22 protein-coding genes are annotated in these 23,247 nt (G+C 42.3%); 3 read left to right on the plus strand and 19 right to left on the minus strand.

The genetic code is table 11. The features are described 5' to 3' along the window. Window position 1: 1 nt before the first annotated feature. Together ACFWMP_RS08570 and cysT are read right to left on the minus strand one after the other, a co-directional pair. Window positions 2-799: a sulfate ABC transporter permease subunit gene (locus tag ACFWMP_RS08570; protein ID WP_042124938.1), complete on the minus strand. Its 798-nt coding sequence runs from the start codon at window positions 797-799 to the stop codon at window positions 2-4. Next, the gene (gene cysT, locus ACFWMP_RS08575) at window positions 796-1,611 is read right to left on the minus strand and encodes a sulfate ABC transporter permease subunit CysT (protein ID WP_379423060.1); all 816 of its coding nucleotides are present in this window, start codon (window positions 1,609-1,611) and stop codon (window positions 796-798) included. The genes ACFWMP_RS08570 and cysT overlap by 4 nt, the downstream gene beginning before the upstream one ends. A 206-nt stretch (window positions 1,612-1,817) precedes the next feature. Between cysT and ACFWMP_RS08580 the strand changes: the two genes are divergently transcribed. Further along, a complete protein-coding gene (locus ACFWMP_RS08580) occupies window positions 1,818-2,219 on the plus strand; it encodes a secondary thiamine-phosphate synthase enzyme YjbQ (protein ID WP_379423063.1) in 402 nt (133 codons plus the stop codon). A 141-nt stretch (window positions 2,220-2,360) separates the two neighbouring features. Here ACFWMP_RS08580 and ACFWMP_RS08585 read toward each other — a convergent pair whose 3' ends face one another. The 3 genes from ACFWMP_RS08585 to ACFWMP_RS08595 all read right to left on the minus strand — a co-directional run bounded on the left by ACFWMP_RS08585 (window position 2,361) and on the right by ACFWMP_RS08595 (window position 5,066). Continuing rightward, window positions 2,361-2,942: a TetR/AcrR family transcriptional regulator gene (locus ACFWMP_RS08585; protein WP_076284085.1), complete on the minus strand. Its 582-nt coding sequence runs from the start codon at window positions 2,940-2,942 to the stop codon at window positions 2,361-2,363. A 4-nt stretch (window positions 2,943-2,946) separates the two neighbouring features. Continuing rightward, window positions 2,947-3,579: a YigZ family protein gene (locus ACFWMP_RS08590; RefSeq protein WP_076284084.1), complete on the minus strand. Its 633-nt coding sequence runs from the start codon at window positions 3,577-3,579 to the stop codon at window positions 2,947-2,949. A gap of 131 nt (window positions 3,580-3,710) precedes the next feature. Beyond that, window positions 3,711-5,066 (minus strand): glucose-6-phosphate isomerase, encoded by a 1,356-nt coding sequence (locus ACFWMP_RS08595; protein ID WP_042185583.1) that lies wholly within the window; start codon window positions 5,064-5,066, stop codon window positions 3,711-3,713. Window positions 5,067-5,300: 234 nt separating this feature from the next. On the opposite strand from ACFWMP_RS08595, the gene ACFWMP_RS08600 reads away from it, so the two are divergent. Then, entirely contained in the window at window positions 5,301-6,200 is a 900-nt protein-coding gene (locus ACFWMP_RS08600; RefSeq protein ID WP_076298279.1) for an NAD(P)-dependent oxidoreductase, read from the plus strand. Between the two features lie 180 nt (window positions 6,201-6,380). On the opposite strand, the gene ppnP is transcribed toward ACFWMP_RS08600, so the two are convergent. Next, window positions 6,381-6,698, minus strand: a complete 318-nt coding sequence (gene ppnP / locus ACFWMP_RS08605; RefSeq protein WP_042185578.1) for a pyrimidine/purine nucleoside phosphorylase — start codon at window positions 6,696-6,698, stop codon at window positions 6,381-6,383. 33 nt (window positions 6,699-6,731) lie between these two features. Then, entirely contained in the window at window positions 6,732-8,774 is a 2,043-nt protein-coding gene (gene tkt, locus ACFWMP_RS08610; RefSeq protein WP_042185576.1) for a transketolase, read from the minus strand. Between the two features lie 302 nt (window positions 8,775-9,076). Here tkt and ACFWMP_RS08615 point away from each other — a divergent pair, with 302 nt between their 5' ends. Beyond that, window positions 9,077-9,709, plus strand: a complete 633-nt coding sequence (locus ACFWMP_RS08615; RefSeq protein WP_042124922.1) for a hypothetical protein — start codon at window positions 9,077-9,079, stop codon at window positions 9,707-9,709. A gap of 66 nt (window positions 9,710-9,775) precedes the next feature. On the opposite strand, the gene ACFWMP_RS08620 is transcribed toward ACFWMP_RS08615, so the two are convergent. The 12 genes from ACFWMP_RS08620 to ACFWMP_RS08675 are packed head-to-tail and all read right to left on the minus strand — an operon-like array spanning window position 9,776 to window position 23,244. Next, window positions 9,776-10,618 (minus strand): GNAT family N-acetyltransferase, encoded by an 843-nt coding sequence (locus ACFWMP_RS08620; protein WP_379423068.1) that lies wholly within the window; start codon window positions 10,616-10,618, stop codon window positions 9,776-9,778. Between the two features lie 33 nt (window positions 10,619-10,651). Further along, the gene (locus ACFWMP_RS08625) at window positions 10,652-14,482 is read right to left on the minus strand and encodes a hypothetical protein (protein WP_379423070.1); all 3,831 of its coding nucleotides are present in this window, start codon (window positions 14,480-14,482) and stop codon (window positions 10,652-10,654) included. Between the two features lie 13 nt (window positions 14,483-14,495). Further along, window positions 14,496-16,760, minus strand: coding sequence for a PKD domain-containing protein (locus ACFWMP_RS08630; RefSeq protein WP_379423072.1), 2,265 nt, complete (start codon window positions 16,758-16,760; stop codon window positions 14,496-14,498). 5 nt (window positions 16,761-16,765) lie between these two features. Further along, window positions 16,766-17,428 (minus strand): hypothetical protein, encoded by a 663-nt coding sequence (locus ACFWMP_RS08635; RefSeq protein ID WP_379423074.1) that lies wholly within the window; start codon window positions 17,426-17,428, stop codon window positions 16,766-16,768. A 35-nt stretch (window positions 17,429-17,463) separates the two neighbouring features. Then, the gene (locus ACFWMP_RS08640; protein ID WP_379423076.1) at window positions 17,464-17,961 is read right to left on the minus strand and encodes a hypothetical protein; all 498 of its coding nucleotides are present in this window, start codon (window positions 17,959-17,961) and stop codon (window positions 17,464-17,466) included. Window positions 17,962-17,981: 20 nt separating this feature from the next. After that, a complete protein-coding gene (locus tag ACFWMP_RS08645) occupies window positions 17,982-18,362 on the minus strand; it encodes a hypothetical protein (RefSeq protein WP_042185567.1) in 381 nt (126 codons plus the stop codon). 15 nt (window positions 18,363-18,377) lie between these two features. Continuing rightward, window positions 18,378-18,521, minus strand: a complete 144-nt coding sequence (locus tag ACFWMP_RS08650) for a hypothetical protein (RefSeq protein ID WP_156113062.1) — start codon at window positions 18,519-18,521, stop codon at window positions 18,378-18,380. 7 nt (window positions 18,522-18,528) lie between these two features. Then, window positions 18,529-18,738 (minus strand): hypothetical protein, encoded by a 210-nt coding sequence (locus tag ACFWMP_RS08655; RefSeq protein ID WP_042185565.1) that lies wholly within the window; start codon window positions 18,736-18,738, stop codon window positions 18,529-18,531. A gap of 56 nt (window positions 18,739-18,794) precedes the next feature. Further along, the gene (locus ACFWMP_RS08660; RefSeq protein ID WP_042185563.1) at window positions 18,795-19,664 is read right to left on the minus strand and encodes a hypothetical protein; all 870 of its coding nucleotides are present in this window, start codon (window positions 19,662-19,664) and stop codon (window positions 18,795-18,797) included. A gap of 11 nt (window positions 19,665-19,675) precedes the next feature. Further along, on the minus strand, window positions 19,676-20,725 hold the full coding sequence (locus ACFWMP_RS08665; RefSeq protein WP_379423079.1) for a hypothetical protein: 1,050 nt from the start codon (window positions 20,723-20,725) through the stop codon (window positions 19,676-19,678). Between the two features lie 12 nt (window positions 20,726-20,737). Beyond that, the gene (locus tag ACFWMP_RS08670) at window positions 20,738-22,183 is read right to left on the minus strand and encodes a P-loop NTPase family protein (RefSeq protein ID WP_042185559.1); all 1,446 of its coding nucleotides are present in this window, start codon (window positions 22,181-22,183) and stop codon (window positions 20,738-20,740) included. Beyond that, window positions 22,180-23,244, minus strand: coding sequence for a CpaE/TadZ family protein (locus ACFWMP_RS08675; RefSeq protein WP_042185557.1), 1,065 nt, complete (start codon window positions 23,242-23,244; stop codon window positions 22,180-22,182). The genes ACFWMP_RS08670 and ACFWMP_RS08675 overlap by 4 nt, the downstream gene beginning before the upstream one ends. Window positions 23,245-23,247: the final 3 nt, after the last annotated feature.

Genomic DNA, 23,247 nt, shown 5'->3' on the forward strand with positions numbered 1-23,247 from the left:
ATTACTGCACTTCCTTTCTTCTCTTGGTCCATTCCATCAACAACAGTAGACCTGCGGAAAATGCAGCCAAAACTAGCGCTATTCCTCCAGCAGCCGTTACATTAAAATTCTCAACATCCTGATAGACTAGCGTCGTCGCCGTCTGGGTTTTGTTCATAATGTTACCCGAGACCACGAGCACCGCCCCGAACTCACCTAGTGAACGAGCCACCGTAAGGATGACCCCATACACAACCGCCCAACGAATCGAAGGCCAAGTCACCTTCCAAAAAATTGTCCAGCCACGAGCGCCCAGTGTAGAAGCAGCTTCCTCCTGCTGTGAACCAATCTCCTGAAGAACCGGCATTACCTCACGCACCATTAAAGGAAAGGTTACGAACAAGGTGGCAATGATCATTCCGGGAATCGCATAGACGATCTTCAGCCCAATCCCTTCAAAAATCGCACCCAAGGCGCTATCCGGACCCAGCAGCAGGACAATCATCAGCCCGCCAATGACAGGGGACACAGCATAAGGCAAATCAACAATACTGTTAAGCAAGCCCTTTAGACGTCTATTTATCCAGTTCGCCCGGACAAGATACAGCGCCATCATAATTCCGAACAACGTATTTAATAACGTAACTACGATCACAACAAGCCCAGTCATCATAAGCGCATGCAGCGCTTCAGGCCTAGTCAGTGCATTCCAGAAACCACCAAATCCTTCACTAAAAGCACCTATAGCCATTTTCCCTAGCGGTGCAGCGATTAGCAGAAAAAACACCAAGTAGGTGAGTCCGATCCACAATTTTCTCATGAGCGTCTCCCCCGCATCTGCAGCATATTAATGAGCCAAAGAATGAGAAAAGATAAGGTCAAGAGAATGACAGAAACCGCTGCTGCGGAAACCGGATTATCACTTTCAACTTCACCAAAAATAAAAACAGAAGATACGAGTGTACGACCTGGAATATTGCCTGCTACGAGGACTACAGCGCCGAATTCAGCAAGTGCCCGCGAGAAGGCGAGCATTCCACCGCTGATCATCCCAGGAGCCATAGAGGGGAGAATAACATGCCAGAAGACTCTAGTTCCCTTGGCACCCATTGTATATGCCGCTTCCTCTTCGGAAGGATCAAGTTCCTCCAGCAAGGGCTGAACCGCTCGAATCACGAAGGGAAAGGTTACGAAGACCATAGCAATTACGATTGCCGGTTGATGAAAAACAATTTCAACACCAAGCGCTTCTGCAGCCTTGCCGATAAGACTACCAGGTCCGAGCAAGAGTAAAATCATCAAACCACCAACTGCCGTCGGCAGTGCAAATGGTAAATCCACAAGACTATTAAGCAATGCTTTACCAATGAATTGATAACGAATAAGAACCCAGGCAATCATTGTTCCTAAAAAGACATTAATTAAAGTAGCGATGATCGCCAGCTTTAAGGTTAACAGCACCGACTTCCAGGCAATCGGGTCGCTTATGCTTTCCACAAAATTACCGAAACCCAGTGAAAAAGAGTTGTAATAGACCCCAAGTATAGGCAGCACGATCAATACTACAAAATAGAGCAAAATTGTAGTTCGGAAACCCCAAGTCCAACCTTTGTGTCTAAGCAGCGAATTCAATGATTTTGCCCTCCCACCTCCGGATAACCGGTCGGTATACTAACCAACATCTCCATTAATTATTCCTATTTATATACTTGGTTTTATATTATTACTACTTTACCAAATCCTTCTCGTTGTCGTCAATTACTTTCAAGTGAATTTGGGGTAAAATATATATAATAAAGGTTAGGAAAAAGTGGCACATCACAGGAAGGGGAATGATTATGCTGCATACACTGGAGATTACTACAACGAAACGGGATGAATTACGGGATATTACTCGTGAAGTCATTTCTTTTGTGAAAAAAAGCGGGGTGCGTAGCGGGGTGATCGTAGTTTATTGTCCACATACCACCGCAGGAATTGCAATCAATGAGAATGCAGATCCTGATGTGAGGCATGATGTTCTGATGCGTTTGGATGAAGTCTACCCTTGGGAGCATCCGAAGTATCGACATGCTGAAGGCAATACTGCCTCCCACCTTAAGTCTATTACATCCGGACCTTCCCAGAGCATAATCATCCATGATGGCGAACTATTACTTGGACGTTGGCAGGGTATTTATTTTTGTGAGTTTGATGGACCTAGACGTAGACAATGTTTCTTAAAAATTATTGAGGAATAAACGATGAATGGCCGCTTCCGTTATTGCTACGGAGCGGCCATTAAAATATAACTAGAATTAAATATTACTTTGACCAAGCAGAGAAGTAGTGTTATACCAATGCACAGCTTTAAAGTGTGAACTTATAAAAAAAACAGCATGTTAAAGGCTGCGACATAAAACCTTGATATGAGCTGATGCTGCCTCTTTTACATCCTCAAATGATACTTTATCTTGGATATAATAAGATATAAATCCGTGAGCGGATAAGAACAAGGTTAGCGGCACGTTCTGCCAATCCTCGGACACATATCCCTCTTCCTTCATATGACGGCGTACAATACTTGAGAATAAATCAAAACATCGTCCCTGCTCTGCCCTACAATAAGCCAGCAGCTCTTCATCACGAATCATAAACATAATTTCATACTGATAAGGATGATCTATTCCAAACCTTATAAACTCCATAATTAGCTGCTCTACTCGAGTCATACCCTCTTCAGGTGGCTTATTCATTACTTGACCAAGCAAAGTAGCCACATGATTAAAATCTTCGACAACAATGGCGTAGAACAATTCCGCCTTCTCTTTGAAATGATAATAGAGAGAGCCGTGGCTGTATCCCAAATGCTGACCGATGCTTCGCATTGAAATCGCTCGATACCCTTTGGTAATAAACAGATGCCTAGCGGCCTCTAATATTCTTTCCCTCGACAACTCCTGCTCCACTGCTCTCCTTGCCATATACCTAATCCCCTTCGCTGTAGTAAATCCGCCGCCCTTCTGTTACCAAGGCTTGCCCTTGGGTTAGATCTGTTATCCATGCCATAAATGCGTCTCCCTCGTCATTTCGCGGTAAGCATAACAACGTTACTTTATCGGTGAACAAAGTCTCGCCGGTCTGAATACCTCTTCCCCGAAGTTCGTTCTCAACCTTGCCTAGCCAAGTGTAATCAATTTCTACGAATACCTCTCGTCTTAGCACACGGGTGATTACTTCTCCTGCTTCAAGCGCAAGCACTGCCCCATCCGTATAAGCTCTAATCAGCCCTCCGGCACCCAGCATAATGCCTCCGAAATAACGGGTAACAACAATTGCAACATTTTTAACTCCCTGGTTGCGAATTACTTCCAAAATCGGTTTGCCGGCTGTTCCACTCGGCTCCCCGTCGTCCGATTGCCTCTGGATTTCGTCTCTCTCCCCAATCACATAAGCAGAACAGTTATGCGTTGCGTCCCGATGTTTCTTCTTGATGTCTTCGATAAACAACAATGCTTCTTCTTCATTCTCAACTGGCATAACATGACCAATGAAGCGAGATTTGCGGATTACGACTTCCTTAGAACCGGAAGATCGCACCGTTCGATATTGTTCTAACATAATTATTCCAGTCCTTATATACATATGATGTCTTCATATAATGTCAGGAGCAGCCCCGGTATTGGATTACCTATGGACTGCTCCTGGTGACTTACACTAGTATGAATGGTCTCTAAATTACTGCTGCAATACTATTCTGTAAGTCTTGCTTCCAGCTCTGCCTTTTCTTTTTCGTAACCCGGTTTGCCAAGCAGCGCAAACATATTTTTCTTGTATGCTTCAACGCCTGGTTGGTCGAATGGGTTAACACCGAGCAGGTAACCGCTGATGCCGCAAGCTTTTTCAAAGAAGTAAACCAAATAACCAAATGTGTATGGTGTTTGATCAGGAATAGTAACGATAAGGTTAGGTACTTGACCATCTGTATGCGCAAGCATTGTACCTTGGAAAGCCTTCTTATTTACGAAATCCATAGTCTTTCCTGTTAAGAAGTTCAAGCCATCCAGATCATCTGGATCATTCTCAATGGTAACATGATGAGCCACTTGATCTACTTGGATTACCGTTTCAAAGATATTACGGTTACCTTCTTGTATAAATTGACCCATGGAGTGTAGATCCGTAGAGAAATCAACGGAAGAAGGATAAATTCCTTTGAAATCCTTACCTTCGCTCTCGCCAAACAATTGTTTCCACCACTCCGATACAAAGTGTAAGGAAGGCTCATAGTTAACGAGGATTTCAGTTGTCTTACCTTTGCGATACAGAGCATTACGAACTGCAGCATATTGATAAGCTTGGTTAGTAGCTACATCTGGATTATTGAACTCATCCGCAGCGGCAGCAGCACCTTGCATCATCTCTTCAATGTTAATACCTGCTACAGCGATTGGAAGCAAGCCTACAGGTGTCAATACGGAGTAACGTCCGCCTACATCGTCTGGAATGATGAAGGATTCATAACCTTCTTCAGTAGCCAATTTCTTAAGGGCACCTTTTTCCTTATCTGTAGTAGCGTAAATACGTTTGCGAGCTTCTTCCTTACCATATTTCTTCTCCAGAGCTGCGCGGAAAATGCGGAAAGCAATGGCTGGCTCAGTCGTAGTTCCTGATTTGGAGATTACGTTCACAGAGAAGTCTTTGCCTTCTACTAGATCAAGCAAATGCGTGATGTATGTAGAACTGATGTTATTACCAGCGAAATAAACTTCTGGAGTTTTGCGCTTATCTTTAGAAAGGTTATTGTAAAAAGAATGCGAGAGCGCTTCAATCGCTGCGCGTGCTCCCAGATAAGAACCACCAATACCAATTACAATCAGTACTTCGGAATCGCTCTGGATCTTCTTTGCGGCTTGCTGAATGCGTGCGAATTCTTCCTTATCATAAGCTGATGGAAGATCAATCCATCCAAGATAGTCGGAACCTACACCAGTCTTATTATGCAACTGTTCGTGCGCTAACTTAACTGGAGCGGCAAGGTTGTCAATTTCTTGTTGATTGAAGAAAGTAAGGGCTTTGGTGTAGTCAAAATTAATCTTCTTAGACATCGGTAATGGAAACCTCCTGTTTATCTCTTTAAATTTGAAACCGCTTGTTACAACTTTATAATTAGGATACTTTAATTTGCCTTGACTGGCAAGGTCTTAGGGCACATCCCGGGCTTTAGAACCAAGTTTTCGAAAGTTTCATGGAAGCGTTTCCCGCATCATTAGGCATGGCTGAGCTGTGGTGCTAGCCTAAGTGCCGTGATAGAATGAAGAAAACGGAAGGTGGCTATACAAATGAAACAAATCGGTTTTATCGGACTTGGAACAATGGGAGCGCCAATGGCTTCCAACTTGCTTCGTGGCGGCTTTCAGGTGACGGTGTACAACCGTACAGCAGCTAAATGTAAACCTCTTGAAGCAGAAGGTGCCCAGACTGCCCTTACGCCACGTGCCGCCGCTGAAGGTAAGGATGTTATTATTACCATGATCAGTAATGATGATTCGGTTCGTGAAGTGTTTTATGGTCAGGATGGTATTCTTGATGCACTTAAGCCAGGCGGCTTAATTATTGATTCCAGCACAATTTCTCCAGGACTAGTTCACGAAATTGCCACTGCTGTAGAAGCTCGAGGTGGACATTTCCTTGACGCGCCAGTGACCGGAAGCAAGCCGGCAGCTATTGAAGGAACCTTGGTGTTCATGGTTGGCGGCAGTGCTGAAGTTATAGAACAGCATCGCGATATCTTCGATACTTTGGGCAAAAAGCTGATACATATGGGTGAGAACGGCAGTGGTGCTGTAGCCAAGCTGGCTCATAATGCTATGGTCGGCATTCACAACGTTGCCCTGGCTGAAGGATTCGCTATCGCTGTAAAATCAGGTGTTCCAGCTGACAAGTTCCTTGAACTAGTGCAGCTTGGTTCTGCGGGTAGCAAACAAGCAGAGCTTAAAGGCCGTAAAATCATAGAAAATGATTTCAGCAATCAGTTCTCCCTTGCATTAATGTTAAAGGATTTGAAGTTAGCCTCCGCCCACAGCGATTTCACAGGCGTCCCTTCTCCAATGCTGGGACTAGCTAAAAGCATGTTTCAAGCTGGGTTTACCCAAGGCTATGGCGACGAAGACCTCTCCGCTGTAGTGAAATGCTATGAAGAGTGGATCGGACAAAAAATGGGTTCTACTGTATCCGAATAACATTTCACTTACTTATGTCCGTTTCCCACATGATTTCCAATGTGAGAGGCGGTCTTTTTTAACGAATTTTCAATCTAAAAATAAGAACACTTGTTTGCAATAATAATACTAAATTATTCTTTGTAGTACAAGAAAAAAAGGAAGCCCTGCTTTTCAGCAGAGCTTCCTTTAGTTATGTCTTTATAGAACCGGGTAAGAACAGCAATAATCAGTTACTTCAAATACTTCCAACGCAAATTTTGAGTTGCCAGGGACATTGAACGTTGCCGCTCCCTTAATCTCCTGCCATACCTCAGTGCCGGGAAGCAGCACTTTTAGATCGCCGGACAGAATCTCCATAATTTCAGGACCATCCGTACCAAATTCATATACGCCAGGCAACATGATACCAAGTGTGACCTTAGTTCCATCCTGCAAAATTACCGTACGGCTTGTTACTTGTCCGCCATAATATACATTGGCTGCTTTTTCAATCGTTGCGTTGTTAAACTGACTCATTACTTGTTCTCCCCCTAATGATTATTCAGTTAATTACAGAAGTGCTTTCACACGGCTAACTACATTTTCAACAGTAAAGCCGTATTCTTTCATTACTCTGTCTCCAGGTGCGGAAGCTCCGAAAGTAGTGATACCGAGGATATCGCCTTGGTCACCAGTGTAACGTTCCCAGCCAAAGGTTTGTGCCATTTCGATTGCAAGACGAGCCTTAACTCCTGGAAGAATTACGGAATCACGGTATTCTTTATCTTGTTTTTCGAACAGATCCCAGCTTGGCAAGCTGATTACACGAACATCGATACCTTCTTCAGCCAAAGCAGCTTGTGCTTTAACAGCCAATTGTACCTCAGAACCAGTAGCGATCAGTTGTGCTTGTGGAGTGCCATTCTTGGAATCAGAAACAACATAACCACCACGTTTGATGTTTTCACGAACGCCATCAACTGTTCCAGCAAGAATTGGCAAGTTTTGACGAGTCAGAACCAAAGCAACTGGATTCTCTTTGTTTTCCATAGCATAAGCCCATGCTGCAGAAGTTTCGTTAGCATCAGCCGGACGAATAACAGTCAGACCTGGGATGATACGCAGGGAAGCCAATTGTTCGATTGGTTCATGCGTAGGACCATCTTCACCAACTGCAATACTGTCATGTGTCAGTACATAGGTTACTGGCAATTTCATGATCGAAGCCAAACGGATGGCTGGACGCAGGTAGTCTGTGAACACGAAGAATGTTCCTCCGAATACTTTAAGACCCGTGTGCAGTGCAATACCGTTCATTGCAGCAGCCATACCAAACTCACGTACGCCGAAGTAGATGTTGCGGCCATCATAAGATTCTGGTGTGAACGATGTCAAACCATTCAAATGTGTCATAGTGGAGCTTTCCAAGTCAGCGGAACCGCCCACAAGCTGAGGAACGCCAGCAGTCAGACCGTTAAGCGCACTACCAGAAGCTACACGAGTCGATACTGCCTTATCTTCAGTAGTGTAAGTTGGAAGGTTAGCATCCCAGCCTTCTGGAAGATCGCCGTTGATTACTGTTTCGAACTGTGCAGCAAGCTCAGGATATGCTTTTTTGTAAGCTGCGAATTTGTCATCCCAAGCTTTGTTAGCTGCGATTCCGTTTTTCTTCACTTCTGCAAAATGAGCACGCACTTCGTCAGGTACATAGAAATCTTCTTCGTATACCCATTTGTAGAAATCTTTGGTAAGCTTAGCTTCTTCTGCTCCAAGTGGGGAACCGTGAGTACCGCCATGGCCGCCTTTACCTTGTTTGTTAGGGCTACCATAACCAATTACAGTTTTCACTTCGATCAAAGTCGGTTTGCTAGTCTCAGCTTGAGCTTCAGCAATCGCTTTGGCAATAGCCGGAAGATCATTTCCGTCTTCAACGCGAAGTACTTGCCAACCATAAGCATCAAAACGTTGAGCCACGTTCTCGGAGAAGGAAAGGTTCAATTTACCATCAAGGGAAATATCATTTGAATCATACAATACAACCAATTTACCCAGTTTCAAATGACCAGCGAGTGAAGCGGACTCGGAAGAGATCCCTTCCATCAGGTCACCATCACCACAAATAGCGTAAGTATAGTGGTCAACCACTTTATGTTCATCTTTGTTGTAGGTAGCTCCCAATTGAGCTTCAGCCATAGCCATACCAACAGCCATACCAATACCTTGTCCAAGTGGACCTGTTGTTGCATCGACACCAGCGGTGTGACCTACTTCTGGGTGACCCGGAGTCAAGCTGCCCCATTGACGGAAATTTTTCAATTCTTCCATAGGCAGATCATAACCACTAAGGTGCAACAAGCTGTACAGAAGCATAGAACCATGTCCTGCGGACAATACAAAACGGTCACGGTTTACCCATGTTGGATGATCAGGGTTGTGTTTCATTGTTTTTGCAAACAATTGGTAGCCCATTGGTGCAGAACCCATTGGCATACCTGGGTGGCCGGAGTTTGCTTTTTCAATGGCGTCAATCGCCAAAGTACGAATCGTTGTAATGGACAGGTTATCTACAGTTGAGTTTTCTTCCTTTTGAATCGCTTGTTCTTGTTCACTCATTTAATAGTTCCTCCTCTGAAATCTCAAGAATGTCATTTTGACTCTTATTGTATCATTAGTGTGGAAGCAATTCCAATTGTTTTTAAAAACTCTTTATTTGAACAGCTTATCTTTTGCAATATCGACGTATTTATATACACACAAGAACTATGAGACAAGCCAGAATTGCACTAGTCTATGGTCTAGTTTTTAATTGCGACTAAAGATTGTTTTACAATGCTCAAATATACAGTAAGATGGAGTTAGTTAAGCATAATTTTCATTCATTACCCAACATTTCCTAGTGGAAAGGAACTTTGAACATGAGTTCGAATAAGGACATCTTTATTGTGCTTACCGGTACAGGTACGGCCTTTAGTGGTTTTATTAAGTGGTTTACAAAAGCCGATCTGAATCATGCTTCGATCGCCTTTGACTGTGAACTGCGGGAGGTATACAGCTTCGGAAGAAAAAAAATGCACAATCCATTTGTGGCAGGACTAATCCAGGAGAACTTTATCGACCCTTTTTATAGCAGTGCTAATTGTTCCATCTATCAGTTGCGTGTTAGCGCTGAGGAATACGATACGATGTACAATCACGTCCAAGGGATGATGCAAAATCAGGAGCGTTATAAATACCATCTTTTAGGACTAATCGGTGTGCTTCTGAATATTAAAATCGATAGAGAAAATGCTTATTTTTGTTCCCATTTCGTTGCCTCTTTATTTGAAGAAACTGCAGTTCAGCCTGTGAATAAGCCTTCCTGCTTCGTTACACCGGAAGATTTCGCGCTTTCACTCTGTGCACATAAGATTTTTACTGGCAAGCTATCCTATTATTTACGTAGAGCTCAGAGAGCCTCTGCGCGCCCATCCTCTTTACCATTACATACTACTTCGGTTGCCGCACGAATGATGCGAATGAATGAAGACCGGACTGAAGGGGTCGTATAAAAGGTTCTATGCTTGTGAAAAAGGACTAAGCGGATTTAAATCCGCTTAGTCCTTTTTCATTAACCATCAAATAACAAATTGGACCATGTACTGTTTGCACATAAGCTCAAAGCCGATGGATTGATATAGAGAAATTGCGCCTACATTTTCCTCAAGGACATTCAAATACACGTTAGAGGTGACCTTCCCCCCCGCTCGGGTGAGCTCGGCACAGATTTTTTTTCCGTAGCCTTGCCTTCTCCATCTTACATCCGTTCCGATGTTCCCCAATTCAACGTAATCTTCGCTATAAATATGGTATCCACCTACCGCAATCAGCTCATGTTGTTCCATCACACCATAGAACGGATACTGTAATTCTTCTTTTGAGAACGCCATTGTATCTAAATCGGCCATTTTCGACTCAATGAGTTCAAAATAAGGGGGACCCAAATGTAAAACGCTTGTATCCACCGGTGGTAACGCTTCTTGATGGATATGCTTCATTAGAAGCAGTTTTTTGGGTGACTTAACAAGTTCAAGCTGTGAAGCGAGTACAGCCATAACTTCTTCATTCACGATTACATTACCGACAGCATCGTCAGGTAAATTCAGTTGTTCTTTCATAAATGAAAGCACGGACCGGAGACAAAATGACTTCTCCACAGGGAATACGGAAAAAGCATAGAATGGAAGCCCTCTTAAAAAGGCCAATACGCCGAGCAATTCTCCCTGGTCAGTAAAATGTCCATAGTGTACCGAATTATGCTTACGAGCTGTAAGATATGAATAGTATAAAAAATGCTGTTCCCTATTAATCGAATTCAAGATTGATTTCAATTCCGCTGGTGTTAACTCTCGAATCATGTCCCCTACCCCTATCAATGTTTGATACAATGCTTCAACATTAACATGATCCTGTGAAGTCACGCAAAAAAGATGGGGTGATTATAGGCTCCTACTCTACTTAATTCGATGACTCTGGAAATACTCCGACCAATCCGATGATATAACAACGGTAACTGTATCCGTTTTGGTGTTATACGCATTCTGAGCCGTAAAGGTAAAAGTAACAGGGCCATCTGGTAGCTTTTCAAAAGAGCTATCGTACATTTCACCTGTCCAGAAGGTTTTATCGTCGTTAGTTGGGCCGAGCTGCGTAGTGAACCCTCCGTTCATGGTTACTTGCACAGTATCCGGGAGACCTGTTGCTGTACCTTGCAGAACAAAACGTTCTCCTGCCCAAAATACGTTGTATCCTCTTGGACTCTCCTCATTGCCGCTTTTTTTCAGATTGTAGCCTTTACGGTTGTTGTTCCACTCTTCGGTGTGCTTAACGCCTCCTTTAATACTCAGTAAATTCACCATGAAGTATTTTCGTGGAGAGACATCGCTCCAGTTGTAACCATCAAAGACTTCCATTTCAACGGCATATTTTTCATTCTCAATCAGTGAACTGACTGGAATCTGCCATTGTTTTGCGCTTGAAACTTGTTCACCAGATTGTACCTTGATTGCACCGGTGGCCAAGTTAATAATTCGCACCTTATAACGTTGCTGCAGGTCTCCGTCCTCATCTTGATAATCCCATTTAATGATCGGTGTGAGTGTACTTGCGATTGTCGGTTTTGACGAGTCCGTACTGGTTGGATACGTAATATTAACTGTTGGAATTCTATTCACAACTGTTATACTATGGGATATTTCACGGTACAGCCCCAGAGAATCCGTTACAAGCTGTCTAAAGGTGAATACACCATTACTACTAAACTTCTTCGTGAAGTCCTTTTGAATGCTTGCTAGCGCTTCTGTTCCACTTGATGGTTTTAAGAAATACTTGTGGCTTATTGTATCTCCTTTTGGTTCGTCCGGATCAGTTGCGTTACTCTTAATGTTCAGAACGTCCGTCCGGTAGATCGGTACCTTAGTCGCATCTTTACCAGTATCTGTGATCAGAGTGAATCCCGGCTTAGGTGCATTATCGATGATGAATGTTTTTTCATTTGATACATCTGACCATGAAAATTTGGAGTACGCCCGACCTTTCACTGTAAAGTATTCAAACCGTTCAAATGTATTATTTGGGATTTGATATTGTCTGAGCAATCCTGAAGGATCCGGATTTTCTATGGTGGAGACTAATAGACCATCCTTCGTAAAGAACTCTAACCTGTATTTCTCTTGTGAATCATTTTCCGGATCCGCGTAAGTCCACTTGATTAATGGATCGCCTTGTTCCGAGTCAATCACAGATGGGTTTGTTGCTGTACCTAAAGGACTAGTTAAAGTCATAGTAGGTGCCAAGTTTTCTTTCACTTGGACTTGCAATCCAGCGATATTCGACTTATCTCCTATTTGATCGATTGCCCAATGTTCTAACGTATATACTCCCGGATCTGAGAAAGTAAGCGTAATGTCACGCGTAAGATACGATTTCATTTCACCAGTACTGTTCGTTACTTTCCAATAGTATTCTAATGAGCCCTGATCTGATGTATCCTCATCGATATCCCCTGAAGTATATTGTTTCGTATCATACTGATTTACGGATGAAGGTCCGTTAATCTTAGCAACAGGGACATGATTCTTAACCATAAATGTACGTGTAGCATAAGAGCTTAATTTTCCATCAGAGGCTGTGAGCTGCATTTCCCAGCCATCAGAAATGGCTTTTTTATGTGATATACCGTTACGATTAATAAGATCACGAACGGTCATTGATTGATAACGGTTGTTTCCTGCCCAGTAGTAGGGAGAGTCATTAAATTTTGCATTCCAGGCATAAGATAAAACATCTCCATCTTCATCCGGATCTGGTGTTAAGTTATCCATTGTGATAATCGTATCGCGGTATATTTCGTTAGGCATTGTAAATGCTGCAGCCGGTGGATGATTGACTACCTGTACATTTTGACTGTACCAATCTGACCACAAGCCACGATTATCATGTACTTGTAGATTGAGTTGATAATTCCCTTCTCCGAATGATGCGATATTCGGTGGTGTTGTTGCTCCACCCCAATGTTCCCATACTTTATTCCATCCGTCTTTGATTACAGTCCAGTAGTATACATCTAATGGATCATTATCTGGATCGAAAGATTTGTCTATAATGCTCGTAGATTTACGATAGGAAACGATATTCGGATTAACGGTAAATAATGCAACCGGTGGTAGATTAACAGAGGCATTCCCCACAGTCCTTTGACACCAATCACTCCATACACCGATTCCATTATCTCCATCCACATCACGGACCCTTAAACGTATGTCGTAACTGTCTTTTTCAAAAACTCCCCCAGGCGGCTGCCCGTCGATCCACATCTCATCAACGGTCTTTTTATATTGCCATTGCCACTGCATAATCCCTTTATCAGAACTTGTAATATGATCTAAATCGTAGGATGAATCTATTAATTGAACATTTCCATTGATAAGCCTTGCTGAAAAAAGCGCTATTGGCTTGCGATGGACTTTAAAACTCATCGTAGATGCGGCATCTTTACTCCACATCTGATATTCAGCAAAGCGAGCATCCTGTTTCGGTATATCCTTAGCTTGATAACTCACTACATATTGTCCGGTATACGGAAATGAAGTGTAAAGGCTCGTCCTCCATAGTCCCGAATCCCCTATAATCCCCATTGAGTTATCAAAGTAATTCGGATCATGATCATATCTCACTCGATCAGCGTACTTAGCATCCCACTCATAATCTTCATAGGTGGTGCCGCTATTCTCTATAGGACTATTAACGAGAACAAAAGCGTTTCGCTTCAGTCTGTTTGTAACCTTAAAGGTCATACTCGCGGATTCTGACATATTTGAAGGATCTGCTACTTTTACAGTCATCGTATAATCGCCCGGCGGGATCGAATCAGCCACAGCGTCTACAGGGATAGAGAAATACTGATACCCTTTCGTTTGAGATACTACCGTCTTCCTATAAAATATATTTGGTATCTCAGCGCTTACGATAAGATCATCATTATCTGGATCGTGGACATATCCCTCGATGTTAAGTATGTTTCGTCCAGGCTCGTTCTGCAGGACTTGATTATTGGGTGTATTTAACGAAATGGTAGGTGGACTATTAGGTATCAAAGGAAATACTCTTTGAAAATTATGACCAATGTACGGCCCTCCAAATCCATGTTCTGGACCATATCCACGCCATCCATCTTGTTGACCTGCGCCAAAACCGTAGTTAATTACTAACCCTATTGGAAGTTCGCCGTACCCTAAAGTCCCCGTATAGTTGTAATAGGTAACATCTGTCGCTAGATTAAATGTATGTTCAAATGTATTCGGGTAAAACGGTCCATCAAACCAACTCTTGTACAATGGGGTGAAATTGGTATACTGACTGGTCCAGTCACTCGGACAACCGTATTGGTAACTTGGTAAATCTAATGGTTTCCCCTCTGGAATTGCCGCTACACAGAGATCCGCTCGAACGACACGTTTATCTAGAGCACTTTGTGAAGGAACCAAGTTTACTCCTAAAGTCAATGTTGCATCCGAACTAATGTCAAACGTAAGTTGCTTAGTGGTACGATTAAATTTAATATTCGTTAGCTTTTGGTTATTTATTGTCCCACTAAGAGTGCCATAATTCCAACCAGCATCAAAAAAAGAACCATCAGCAGGTATATTTATATCTTTATAAGTAATGAAATTTGGATCACCCGTCGCAGCCTCTGCTGTCTGAAGATACACTCCCTGACTAGGGAAAACTCCGAATAGGATAGTGATTATAATTACTAGTGAAAGTATTTCTTTTGTCTTCTTCATTTAAGCACCTCTCCTACCAGGACCAATCAACTTCTGGCGCTCGATTTTTCACTTCTACAATCCGTGAGCTTAACTTTTGTCCATCTGAATTTGTAGATTTCCGATCAGCTTCTGTCACAAACTCATCAATAGTTGGTTGACCAAACTCTTCAAACACAGTAAGTCGGACTTCATATTTCCCTACCTCGCTCAGCTCTAAATTTAAGCGATCTTTGTTCTCATTACTGAAGGTCACCCATGCTTCTCCGCTAAAACTCCCGTCATTATTAGAATCATAGCGATACTCCCAGAGTCTCCGACCCACTACATCTTTATCAGGTGAATAGGATATATCATCCAATGAAACCACCGCTTTATTACCGTAATCAGGACTTCGATATACCACTCCAGGCAGAGTAAAATAGTTGTACGGCGCTTCATCTGGCACAATATCAAAAGTAATCTCATCACTATCAGAATACCCAAGCGTATTTTCCACATAAATCGTAGCCTTATATTTTCCAGCTTTTTTAAATAAGATGTCTTTGCTTTCAAGTTCAGATAATGTACCACTATATTTAATATCTGCGTTCGTACCACCAGATACAGCAGTGATGGTAACTCGTGTTTTCGATGGTATTAACGGAAAGCGTGTTGGACTCTGGCTTCTATTAAACAATGTCGTTTTACGATTTTGTTTAAGTATTCCTTCTATATTTATAATTGCTGCTGGCTTCGGCTCAATGACGGTAACTTCTGTACTTGTACTACCTATTTGTCCATCATTGTCAACGACTGTGAGAGCTATAGGAAATGTCTCTCCAACTTGTTCTATGGTATACCATACATACCCCCTTGGGACATTTCCGATTTCTCCCTGCGCTCCAGATGTGCTCCAAGCATAATCAGTGATATATCCATCCGGATCATAGGAAGCATTCCCACTAACGAGCATATCAGACCCTGCTTTTATGTATCTAGCTGTTGATATTCTCGCAATAGGTGGCTTTCCTTCAGGTTCTGTTGGAATAGTTGGATTTGGAGGAAAAGTAACTTGAGGATTGTTTTTATAAACACCTGCTGAAATCTGTAGGGGCTGTTCCAGAGAGGTGATCGTTCCATTCTTTGTGACGATTGGCTTTTTAAAGCGGACGAGAACGGTTAAAGCATATTCCTGAGTAAAATATTCGCCCGTTACACTCGACTTTTTGATCTCAAAATCAAATAAAGTACTTACGTTAAATGTCTTTGCAGACTCCTTTTTCGTTTTGAGTGTGTTGTTCCTGTCTTTCTCTTTAGCATAGAACACCCACTCATCAATGTTTGAAGCATCATTGTAGCCTTGCAGCTGCCCCATTAACGAAATTTGAACGGGTTCGTCTTTATCTCCCAATTTTGTTGGATTGGGATTAGGTTTATTTAGAGTTACCGTACCGGTAAGTGTTGGTTCTGTAGGGAGATTGTAATCAAAGGAGACATTTCCACTATATTTGTACGTAGTTACATTAGCCGAACCTGTAAAGTAGTAGCTTAAGTCTGTTTTATAACGTCTCCCCAGCGCATGACCACTTTTGTCAAAATTCGGACTTAATTGTTCAGGGTCAAAATTTTGCATTGCTGCGTTAGTTTGATAATAAATAATAAATTGATTCCCATTTACAACATTATGATTTACATATGTTATTGGGAGTAATTCTTTAGGTACAACTAATTGAACGGTTGACTCTATGATTTGAGATGAATCTATTACCAAATTCACGTTTTGGTCGTACCATTTAATTCCCGAACGTGATACTGCTGATTGAGTTACCACCGTCATATCAGGAGGATCATTTCTAGGTGTACCATTTCCTTGTCCATTCCTATCGTTATGTTTCTGAGCATTAGCGTATGGGTCCCATTCATTAATCTGCCATCTTATACCGTCTGAATATCGCCAAATAGAATTACCGGGAGTTGTTACAAAAAGGCGTTTAAACGAGCTGTAATACCCAAGTATATTATCTATTCGTTGTTTTGCTTCAACGCCCTTTAAGGTAACCTTTACTTTTCCGTTCTCCATTGAAAGAGCAACTTTTTGATTAGTCCCATTATATTTAAGAGAAGAGACATCAATTGCCGAACTGGATACTCCACTTGGAAGATCTAAGTAAAAAGATTTTTGAGCATTTACAGACCCATTGAGAATTTCTGATGGTATGGCCACTGTTTTGTTTTGCGAATTAGCTGCCTTGATGTTCTCTGGAATATATGAAAAAATCAATATAAATGTAAGCAGAACAATCCAAATTTTCTTCATATAAATTACTCTCCTGGACGTTTAACAATGTATTTCTCTTCAAATTCCCCTTCGAGATTAACATATATAGAAATATCTGAAGGGTCTTTAATGTACCCATACATCTGATAGCTAGATAGCTTTTCACCCGGTTTCAACACCCAATTCCACAATGCTTCTTTATTGTTCAACTCTAACATTTTATTTCTAGGTGAAGGTGTCAGCAGATTATAACCATCTACTGTTAACCTCCATTTTGCACTTGGATCTTTAGCACTTAATTGAATGACTTTACTCCCCTTATTTTCAATGGTGAGTTTAGTCCATACCATATATTTCGTAGGTGTTTTATAAATTTTATCTGAATAACCATACATCTTCATTAAAGACTGTGATTCTTTAGACTTTACATCGTAAAACATCAGCTTTTCTAACGTGTACGTTAATCCTCCAGCGCTGATCGTCACAGGCAGCTCCAAGTCTTTCTTCAATCCAAATTTACTCAGATTATCCCTCATAATAGGCACTGGCGTTGCTATAGGTTTCACGGTTGCTGTGGGTACCGCGGATGTGGTTGGCTTAGCCGTAACTACTGATGTAACCGTTTCCGCTTTTGCAACCACTCCCTGCCCCAAAACCACACTAAATAACATTGCCGCTACCAAAGTCGCCTTTACAACTCTCTTCATCCCCAAATCTCTCCCTTGTCTCAATTGGATTTTTCCTACTTATTAAACTTATACTCCTGAACTGCTGGTACTCTGATTGGCTCTTGTGTTTTGGCTCTGGAGATCAGCAGCGGATGCTCCGTCTCAATGACGGCAATAACCGAGGGACCCTCTATGTATTTGGTAATGCCATATTCACTATCCTCGTATAAAAGTGGAAAAGTCACTCCGTCCGAATCATCAACAATATCAAACTTCACAATCTTTACTTGATTTTTAAATCGGCTGCCCATTTTGGGAGAAAGACCGTTATCAAGTCCAAGATTCGCCTGCAAGGCATGCTGAAAAGTATCGTAAGCAAGCGCGGGATCGATAATTAGACGACCTCGTGTGAGTTCAGTTTCATCTAATTCCTGCGCGGCATCATGAACAGCGATATTGTTTGCATCTTTTAGCATGCTGCGCAGCATGTCCCACTCCTGATTCTGGATCTGAAAGAACCAGGAGTAGATAAAGATCAGTAGGACAAATGCCAGCTTAATAATGTAATCCATAAATTAGGCTCATCCCTTAATCAATCGAGATATTCACTCATAATTGACCCATGCCCATAATATCGGGTCGGCTGAGAAACCGTGGAAAAGTTATACGGAAACAAATTTATCCGTGGTGCTGTTACATACACATCAATTCGTTGTTTGCGTTCTTGGATGGTATCCGTACTGCTCGTAATTTCTATAGAATCCTCTGAGAACCCAATCGCCTTCAGATTTGAAATCACTTCGTTCCGCATAGACGCTGTGACCATCCCCTCCGTTGCAGCTTTTTGTGTGATGTAGGACGTATTAGCTTTGACCTGTAAATCTAGCAGATAATCAATATAGGTGAATATGGGCTGCAGGATAATAAACAGGACAAGCCACATGAATAATGCCCGGAGGACGGTCTCCTTCAATAGAAACGCCTCCTTCTAATATTGCTCTACTTGCTTAGTATGTGTGATGATATCGTCTTGACTGCTGCCAATGATATGCGTAGCTACTGTGATAAACATCCCTGCGATCACAAAGCCAATAGCCAGAAACATTGCTATGGAGATAGAGTCTTTTTTCATAATCGAATTAAACCGAAGGTTGGGTTAAGACCCGAGCAGTTGCAGTTTGGCTGGAATCCAGCGGTTGAATAAATGTCACACCCGGAATCGTCGGTTTATTATCATCCGTAGCATCAATTACATCTCGAACTACAGGAATCAAAACGGCAATTACGATGGCCACACATAAAAATCCAATAGCAATAAACAAACCTGTAGAAATAGCATCCTTTTTCATTGTTAAAATCTCCCTTTTATTTTATATTTTTTGAATAATATTGAATATACTATTTTTCACTGGAACATACCGACCCCATTAAAATTCCCTTTGATCAGTAAAATGTACTGCATCGCCATCGCGACGATCATCAAAAAAGTAGCAATCGATGGGATAACATTAATGATCGTAGATAGATCACCGATAAAAGACCACTTTTTCAAATACTGATCGCTGGAGATTTTGGAGATAATCTTACCTTGCTCACGCAAATAATTCGCCGCTTCTGTGTCGTCATCCATACCCTCAGTAGCCAGCAAAATGGACCGAATGTCATTAATAAAACTATGATTATCCGGAAACTTTGCACAAAACCATTCAATCGCCCCCTCCACACCCTCATCTACTGCTCGTTCTGACAACTCGTACAGATCCTGACGTATATATTGAAAATGTCCAGCCGTACTCCCGCAAAAAGTGCCAAATTGCGCATATCCGCGCTTGCGTAGCCGATTATTCTCGTATAGACGGATGAAAGAGATCAGCTCACCGTCTTTTTTAATAACCGTTTTTTGATGAAGCCATGCAAGCACCCAGCCAAACGGAAGGTAGCGCATCGGACTGCTGATTACGAGAATAAGAAGAGCAATTAGAGGGTCATAAATAGAAAAAGAATTAGAACGAATGAAATCACTGACGACTTGAGTTATTAAATAAATCAGCGCTGCTGAGTAACGGAAAAGCGTAATTTTACGGGCTGAAATCGATAAACCAGAATCATTCAATAATTGCTGAAGTCTATCCCCCTGCACCCGTTCCCCAAGCTCATTCCACCGTAGTCCTAATCGGACAAGATATCTTTCCTGTTTACTACTACTGCTTACAAAGACAAGTAATGCGACATAAACAATCCCGATTACAGTAACTAATAGTAACAATCTGTCCATAGCTCATCACCTTAGTGGTAGTCCAGTTTAGGTCTGGCGAGAATAGTGCTGATCACAAAAGAAATAAAAAGACCGGAGACGATCACCATCAAAAAAGAAAGTCCTACTGTAGTCTCAAACTGCAATTGGAAATAGATATCAGGCTTCAGCATGTACATAAAGGTTCCAACCGTTGATACCAGCACCAAAAGATTCCCGTATAAGCCAAGGCTGATCGCATCTCTACTTCCCGCTTTTACAGTCAAAATCGTTTCTCTCTGTTGCTCCATAGAACGGTTTAACAGCATCAGTGAGCTTTTTAAATAACGGGTTCCTTCCTTCTCGGCATAGAGCAGATCCGATATAAATTCTAGGGCGAAGGTAGTACCAATCGCATTGGAAAATCTCCCTGCTTCCTCAACAAGCTCCTTCTCATTACTGTAATTGGAAAACGCAGCCCCTAGCAGCTTCAAAGGACCCTTCAGCACATTCTTATCCGTAAGAAAATCCGCTGTCCGATCGAGAACGGAATCTACCGACAAGTGAGTGAATTTGGTGGAGATTTTGACTACATCGAGTAAATCATAGCTTCCATGCACCTTCCTTTGCGCGTAGATGTATCTCATACGAAAATAAGGAATCGTCGCAGAAATCACAGCCATAAAAAGTGGAAATCTCCATGCCCCCTGAATCGAACGCCCTTCGTTAAAAGTTATCCCTTCCAGAAAAGGATTGTTAAAACTTAATTGTCCAGGAAGCTCGCTTAGCGTCAGTAGTCCTGATAGAAAAACCGCGATAAACACTATTGCTGTACGCATGATAAAACGCATAACGCTAATTCCCGGCTCATATTTTCGGTGTACGAAATATAAAAGATTATCTAGATGACGGTAGAGCCATAGCCTTTTTTTTACCGAGCTAACTCTTTTGCCAAAAATACTCATTTTATGTTTGATACGAATATCGAATTTCTGACCCACTTGTCGTAAATGCCTTTCGATTAGCGGTTTAATGAGCAGCCAAATTCCCCATACAATTAACAAATGAAGGACAAAACGAAGAATATACAATAATAAATCCACGGTTTCACCTCCTCACTCGTTAAGAATGATCTTAGATTTCAAGCTTTCTTTGATAGGCTGATCCATTGGTTTTGCTGCTGCAAGCTGTCCCAGCTCTTTTTGAAGTAACTGTGTTGCCTGCTCATTTTTCCTAGTCATCTTCAGAATCAGGTTCTTTGTCAGCTTGTCATTATAGGACCAACACATCTTCTGGGGTTCCCAGCGCATCAGATCATTCGCAAATACAGAGTTCTTTTCCTCGTCATAAAAGACTTCCGATATTCGCGTTAACCGCTTCTTCCCGTTCGGAACACTTTCCAAAATAAAGACCAGCTCGCACGATTTCAGTGCAGAGATCAAATGCCCCTTAAGGCTCCCGCCAATCCTTGTCGACACGGCAAAAGAGCCTTGATAAGGAATATCCTCCGAATCAACGGTGTGGAAGGTTCCGGTGATGCCGTCATACCCTTTTTCCCCACTCCACAGATAAAATTCCCATTCGTTATAACGCATTTCCGTCATATACAAAATGTTTGGGTCATGCCGCAGCGATTCTACCCCTACCTCCATCAATTCCTCGTTCGCAGCCTGGATTGGAATAATTCGGTGCCCTTTAATCTGGTAAGGTAAAATCGACTCCGGATGCTTTTCTATCATCACTACACCCATACAGGATGAAGATCCGAGCAGTTGCTCACCGACGATCGTATTTGCAAAGGTTGTTTTTCCCGAGCCTACAGCGCCCGCAATAATGGTATTGCGAAAGGTAGATGATAACGCCCGAATCATTTCGACCGATTCCGCAGGAATACATTCTGTACCCGCCTGATCTTCCAGACTCAGAAACTCTACAACCTGCCGCCGTAACGATATTGTGGTGAAGCCATCCCATACTCTCGGGGATACCCAAATGGCAAGCCTAATAAATCGACCAGGCCAGAGCGGGTCATCCATTTTAAACTCCACTGAAGGGTTGTCCTTGTTCAGCTTTTTGTTGGGATCACTTTTTAATAAGGAGCGCTTTAACTGTTCAACCCGATCTAGTGAAGGCATCTCATATGGATAAGCTACAAACTCACCTTTCTGGTTATAAAAGATCTGCTTTCCGATCATCTGTAGCCCGGTTGATTCACTGTATGCACGATCAGTAAACCAACGATAAGCCGGACCAAAACCCTTCCACTCATGATAGAGCGCTTCTGCAGCCGTTCTGTATGCTTCTGGAACCTTGCCCGTAAAGGGTGTCTTCCTCAAGTATTTCTCTATCTCATTCATAAAAAAGCTAACCGCCTGCGGATCTCCAATTAGCGCCTTCGCATTTAACTCGAAGTAAGCATCATCCTCACGTTCCAGCCCTTCGTTCATATCGTTCTTCATTTTTTGCAAAAATGCATAAAAGTCTTCCTTGCCCGGTTTGCTCATGCGTAGGATACTTTGTTTTAGAGAGAACAACGGACGGTTCGGTTGATTTCCATTCATAGGAATATGCCTTTCTTTTTAGCTTCTGGTGCCAGGCTCATGGACACGAGCAGAGAATGTACCTTATCATCCACATGCTGCAGCTCTTTTTTGCCTAGAGGTAAGCTTTCCTGCAAGGGCTGGTAATACGGTAGCTCCAGCAATATTTCAGCCCCAAAGCGAAGCGCTAGATTTTTAGGAGAAGATATTTCTTCCACATTACTGCGGTTAATAATCAGTTGAAAATCATGTGGACGTAGATCCATATGCCCAGCAAGCTCTAGAAGAGGTTCGAGTCTGTATTCATGCTTTGGATGAGTGACGATCATACGCAGTGCCGATTTGTGCATTCCGACATACCATGCAGCACTTTCCGGAATAGAGCCAAAGTCAGCAATAACCACATCTGCATTTGCCCCAGCTCTAGCTAAAAAATATTCAATCTCATCCTCCTGATAATCTTGTGCACTCAAGTAATCGTAATTGCCTGGGAGATACGAGTAACCGTCTTGCTTAATCAATTGTTCAAAATCCTCATCATGAATCATCTTCCCTGTGAGCCTTGATCGAAGCCTATCCAGACTAATTGTAGCTTTGCGGTCATATCCGGGATCATATAAATCAAGTCCAAGGACAATAACACGAAGGCCTGCCGCGGCAATTCGTCTTGCGAACAGTTTGGCTACACTAGTGCAGCCGATCCCAGGACCAGATCCAAAAAAACCAACCAGATTACTTCGTTCCTCCCCTTCCTCGTCTAGAATAAAGCGAATCTTCTCTATCACCACTGACGAGGTAGAACGAGGAGGGATAAAATAGATTCCTAAGCTTTCACACAGCATATGTACAGCTTGGTAACCACTGATTCCCTTTTGCAAATATACATATAGGATCATTGAGCTCGGATAATTCCGGCGCAGTTCGCTAAGTGACTGAGCTTGAATCTGGTCACTGGTAACCATTAGCATATGGCCCTCTGCATGAGACGGATCAGGAAGTACGCTTTGTGTAATTACAATAAATCCTGCATTTTTGATATCATTAATGGTTAACTGATCTATGCCTAGACTAAATATTTTCAAGAC

The sequence above is a fragment of the Paenibacillus sp. NPDC058367 genome, from assembly GCF_042723305.1.
Classification (GTDB): domain Bacteria; phylum Bacillota; class Bacilli; order Paenibacillales; family Paenibacillaceae; genus Paenibacillus_AQ.

What these genes read in the sequence shown, in the direction of transcription:
- ACFWMP_RS08630 (WP_379423072.1), bottom strand. Translation starts at nt 16,760, where the DNA reads ATGAAGAAAATTTGGATTGTTCTGCTTACATTTATATTGATTTTTTCA.
- ppnP (WP_042185578.1), bottom strand. Translation starts at nt 6,698, where the DNA reads ATGAGTCAGTTTAACAACGCAACGATTGAAAAAGCAGCCAATGTATAT.
- tkt (WP_042185576.1), bottom strand. Translation starts at nt 8,774, where the DNA reads ATGAGTGAACAAGAACAAGCGATTCAAAAGGAAGAAAACTCAACTGTA.
- ACFWMP_RS08640 (WP_379423076.1), bottom strand. Translation starts at nt 17,961, where the DNA reads ATGGATTACATTATTAAGCTGGCATTTGTCCTACTGATCTTTATCTAC.
- ACFWMP_RS08670 (WP_042185559.1), bottom strand. Translation starts at nt 22,183, where the DNA reads ATGAATGGAAATCAACCGAACCGTCCGTTGTTCTCTCTAAAACAAAGT.
- ACFWMP_RS08570 (WP_042124938.1), bottom strand. Translation starts at nt 799, where the DNA reads ATGAGAAAATTGTGGATCGGACTCACCTACTTGGTGTTTTTTCTGCTA.
- ACFWMP_RS08650 (WP_156113062.1), bottom strand. Translation starts at nt 18,521, where the DNA reads ATGAAAAAAGACTCTATCTCCATAGCAATGTTTCTGGCTATTGGCTTT.
- ACFWMP_RS08585 (WP_076284085.1), bottom strand. Translation starts at nt 2,942, where the DNA reads ATGGCAAGGAGAGCAGTGGAGCAGGAGTTGTCGAGGGAAAGAATATTA.
- ACFWMP_RS08580 (WP_379423063.1), top strand. Translation starts at nt 1,818, where the DNA reads ATGCTGCATACACTGGAGATTACTACAACGAAACGGGATGAATTACGG.
- ACFWMP_RS08615 (WP_042124922.1), top strand. Translation starts at nt 9,077, where the DNA reads ATGAGTTCGAATAAGGACATCTTTATTGTGCTTACCGGTACAGGTACG.
- ACFWMP_RS08655 (WP_042185565.1), bottom strand. Translation starts at nt 18,738, where the DNA reads ATGAAAAAGGATGCTATTTCTACAGGTTTGTTTATTGCTATTGGATTT.
- ACFWMP_RS08590 (WP_076284084.1), bottom strand. Translation starts at nt 3,579, where the DNA reads ATGTTAGAACAATATCGAACGGTGCGATCTTCCGGTTCTAAGGAAGTC.
- ACFWMP_RS08635 (WP_379423074.1), bottom strand. Translation starts at nt 17,428, where the DNA reads ATGAAGAGAGTTGTAAAGGCGACTTTGGTAGCGGCAATGTTATTTAGT.
- ACFWMP_RS08600 (WP_076298279.1), top strand. Translation starts at nt 5,301, where the DNA reads ATGAAACAAATCGGTTTTATCGGACTTGGAACAATGGGAGCGCCAATG.
- ACFWMP_RS08660 (WP_042185563.1), bottom strand. Translation starts at nt 19,664, where the DNA reads ATGGACAGATTGTTACTATTAGTTACTGTAATCGGGATTGTTTATGTC.
- ACFWMP_RS08625 (WP_379423070.1), bottom strand. Translation starts at nt 14,482, where the DNA reads ATGAAGAAGACAAAAGAAATACTTTCACTAGTAATTATAATCACTATC.
- ACFWMP_RS08595 (WP_042185583.1), bottom strand. Translation starts at nt 5,066, where the DNA reads ATGTCTAAGAAGATTAATTTTGACTACACCAAAGCCCTTACTTTCTTC.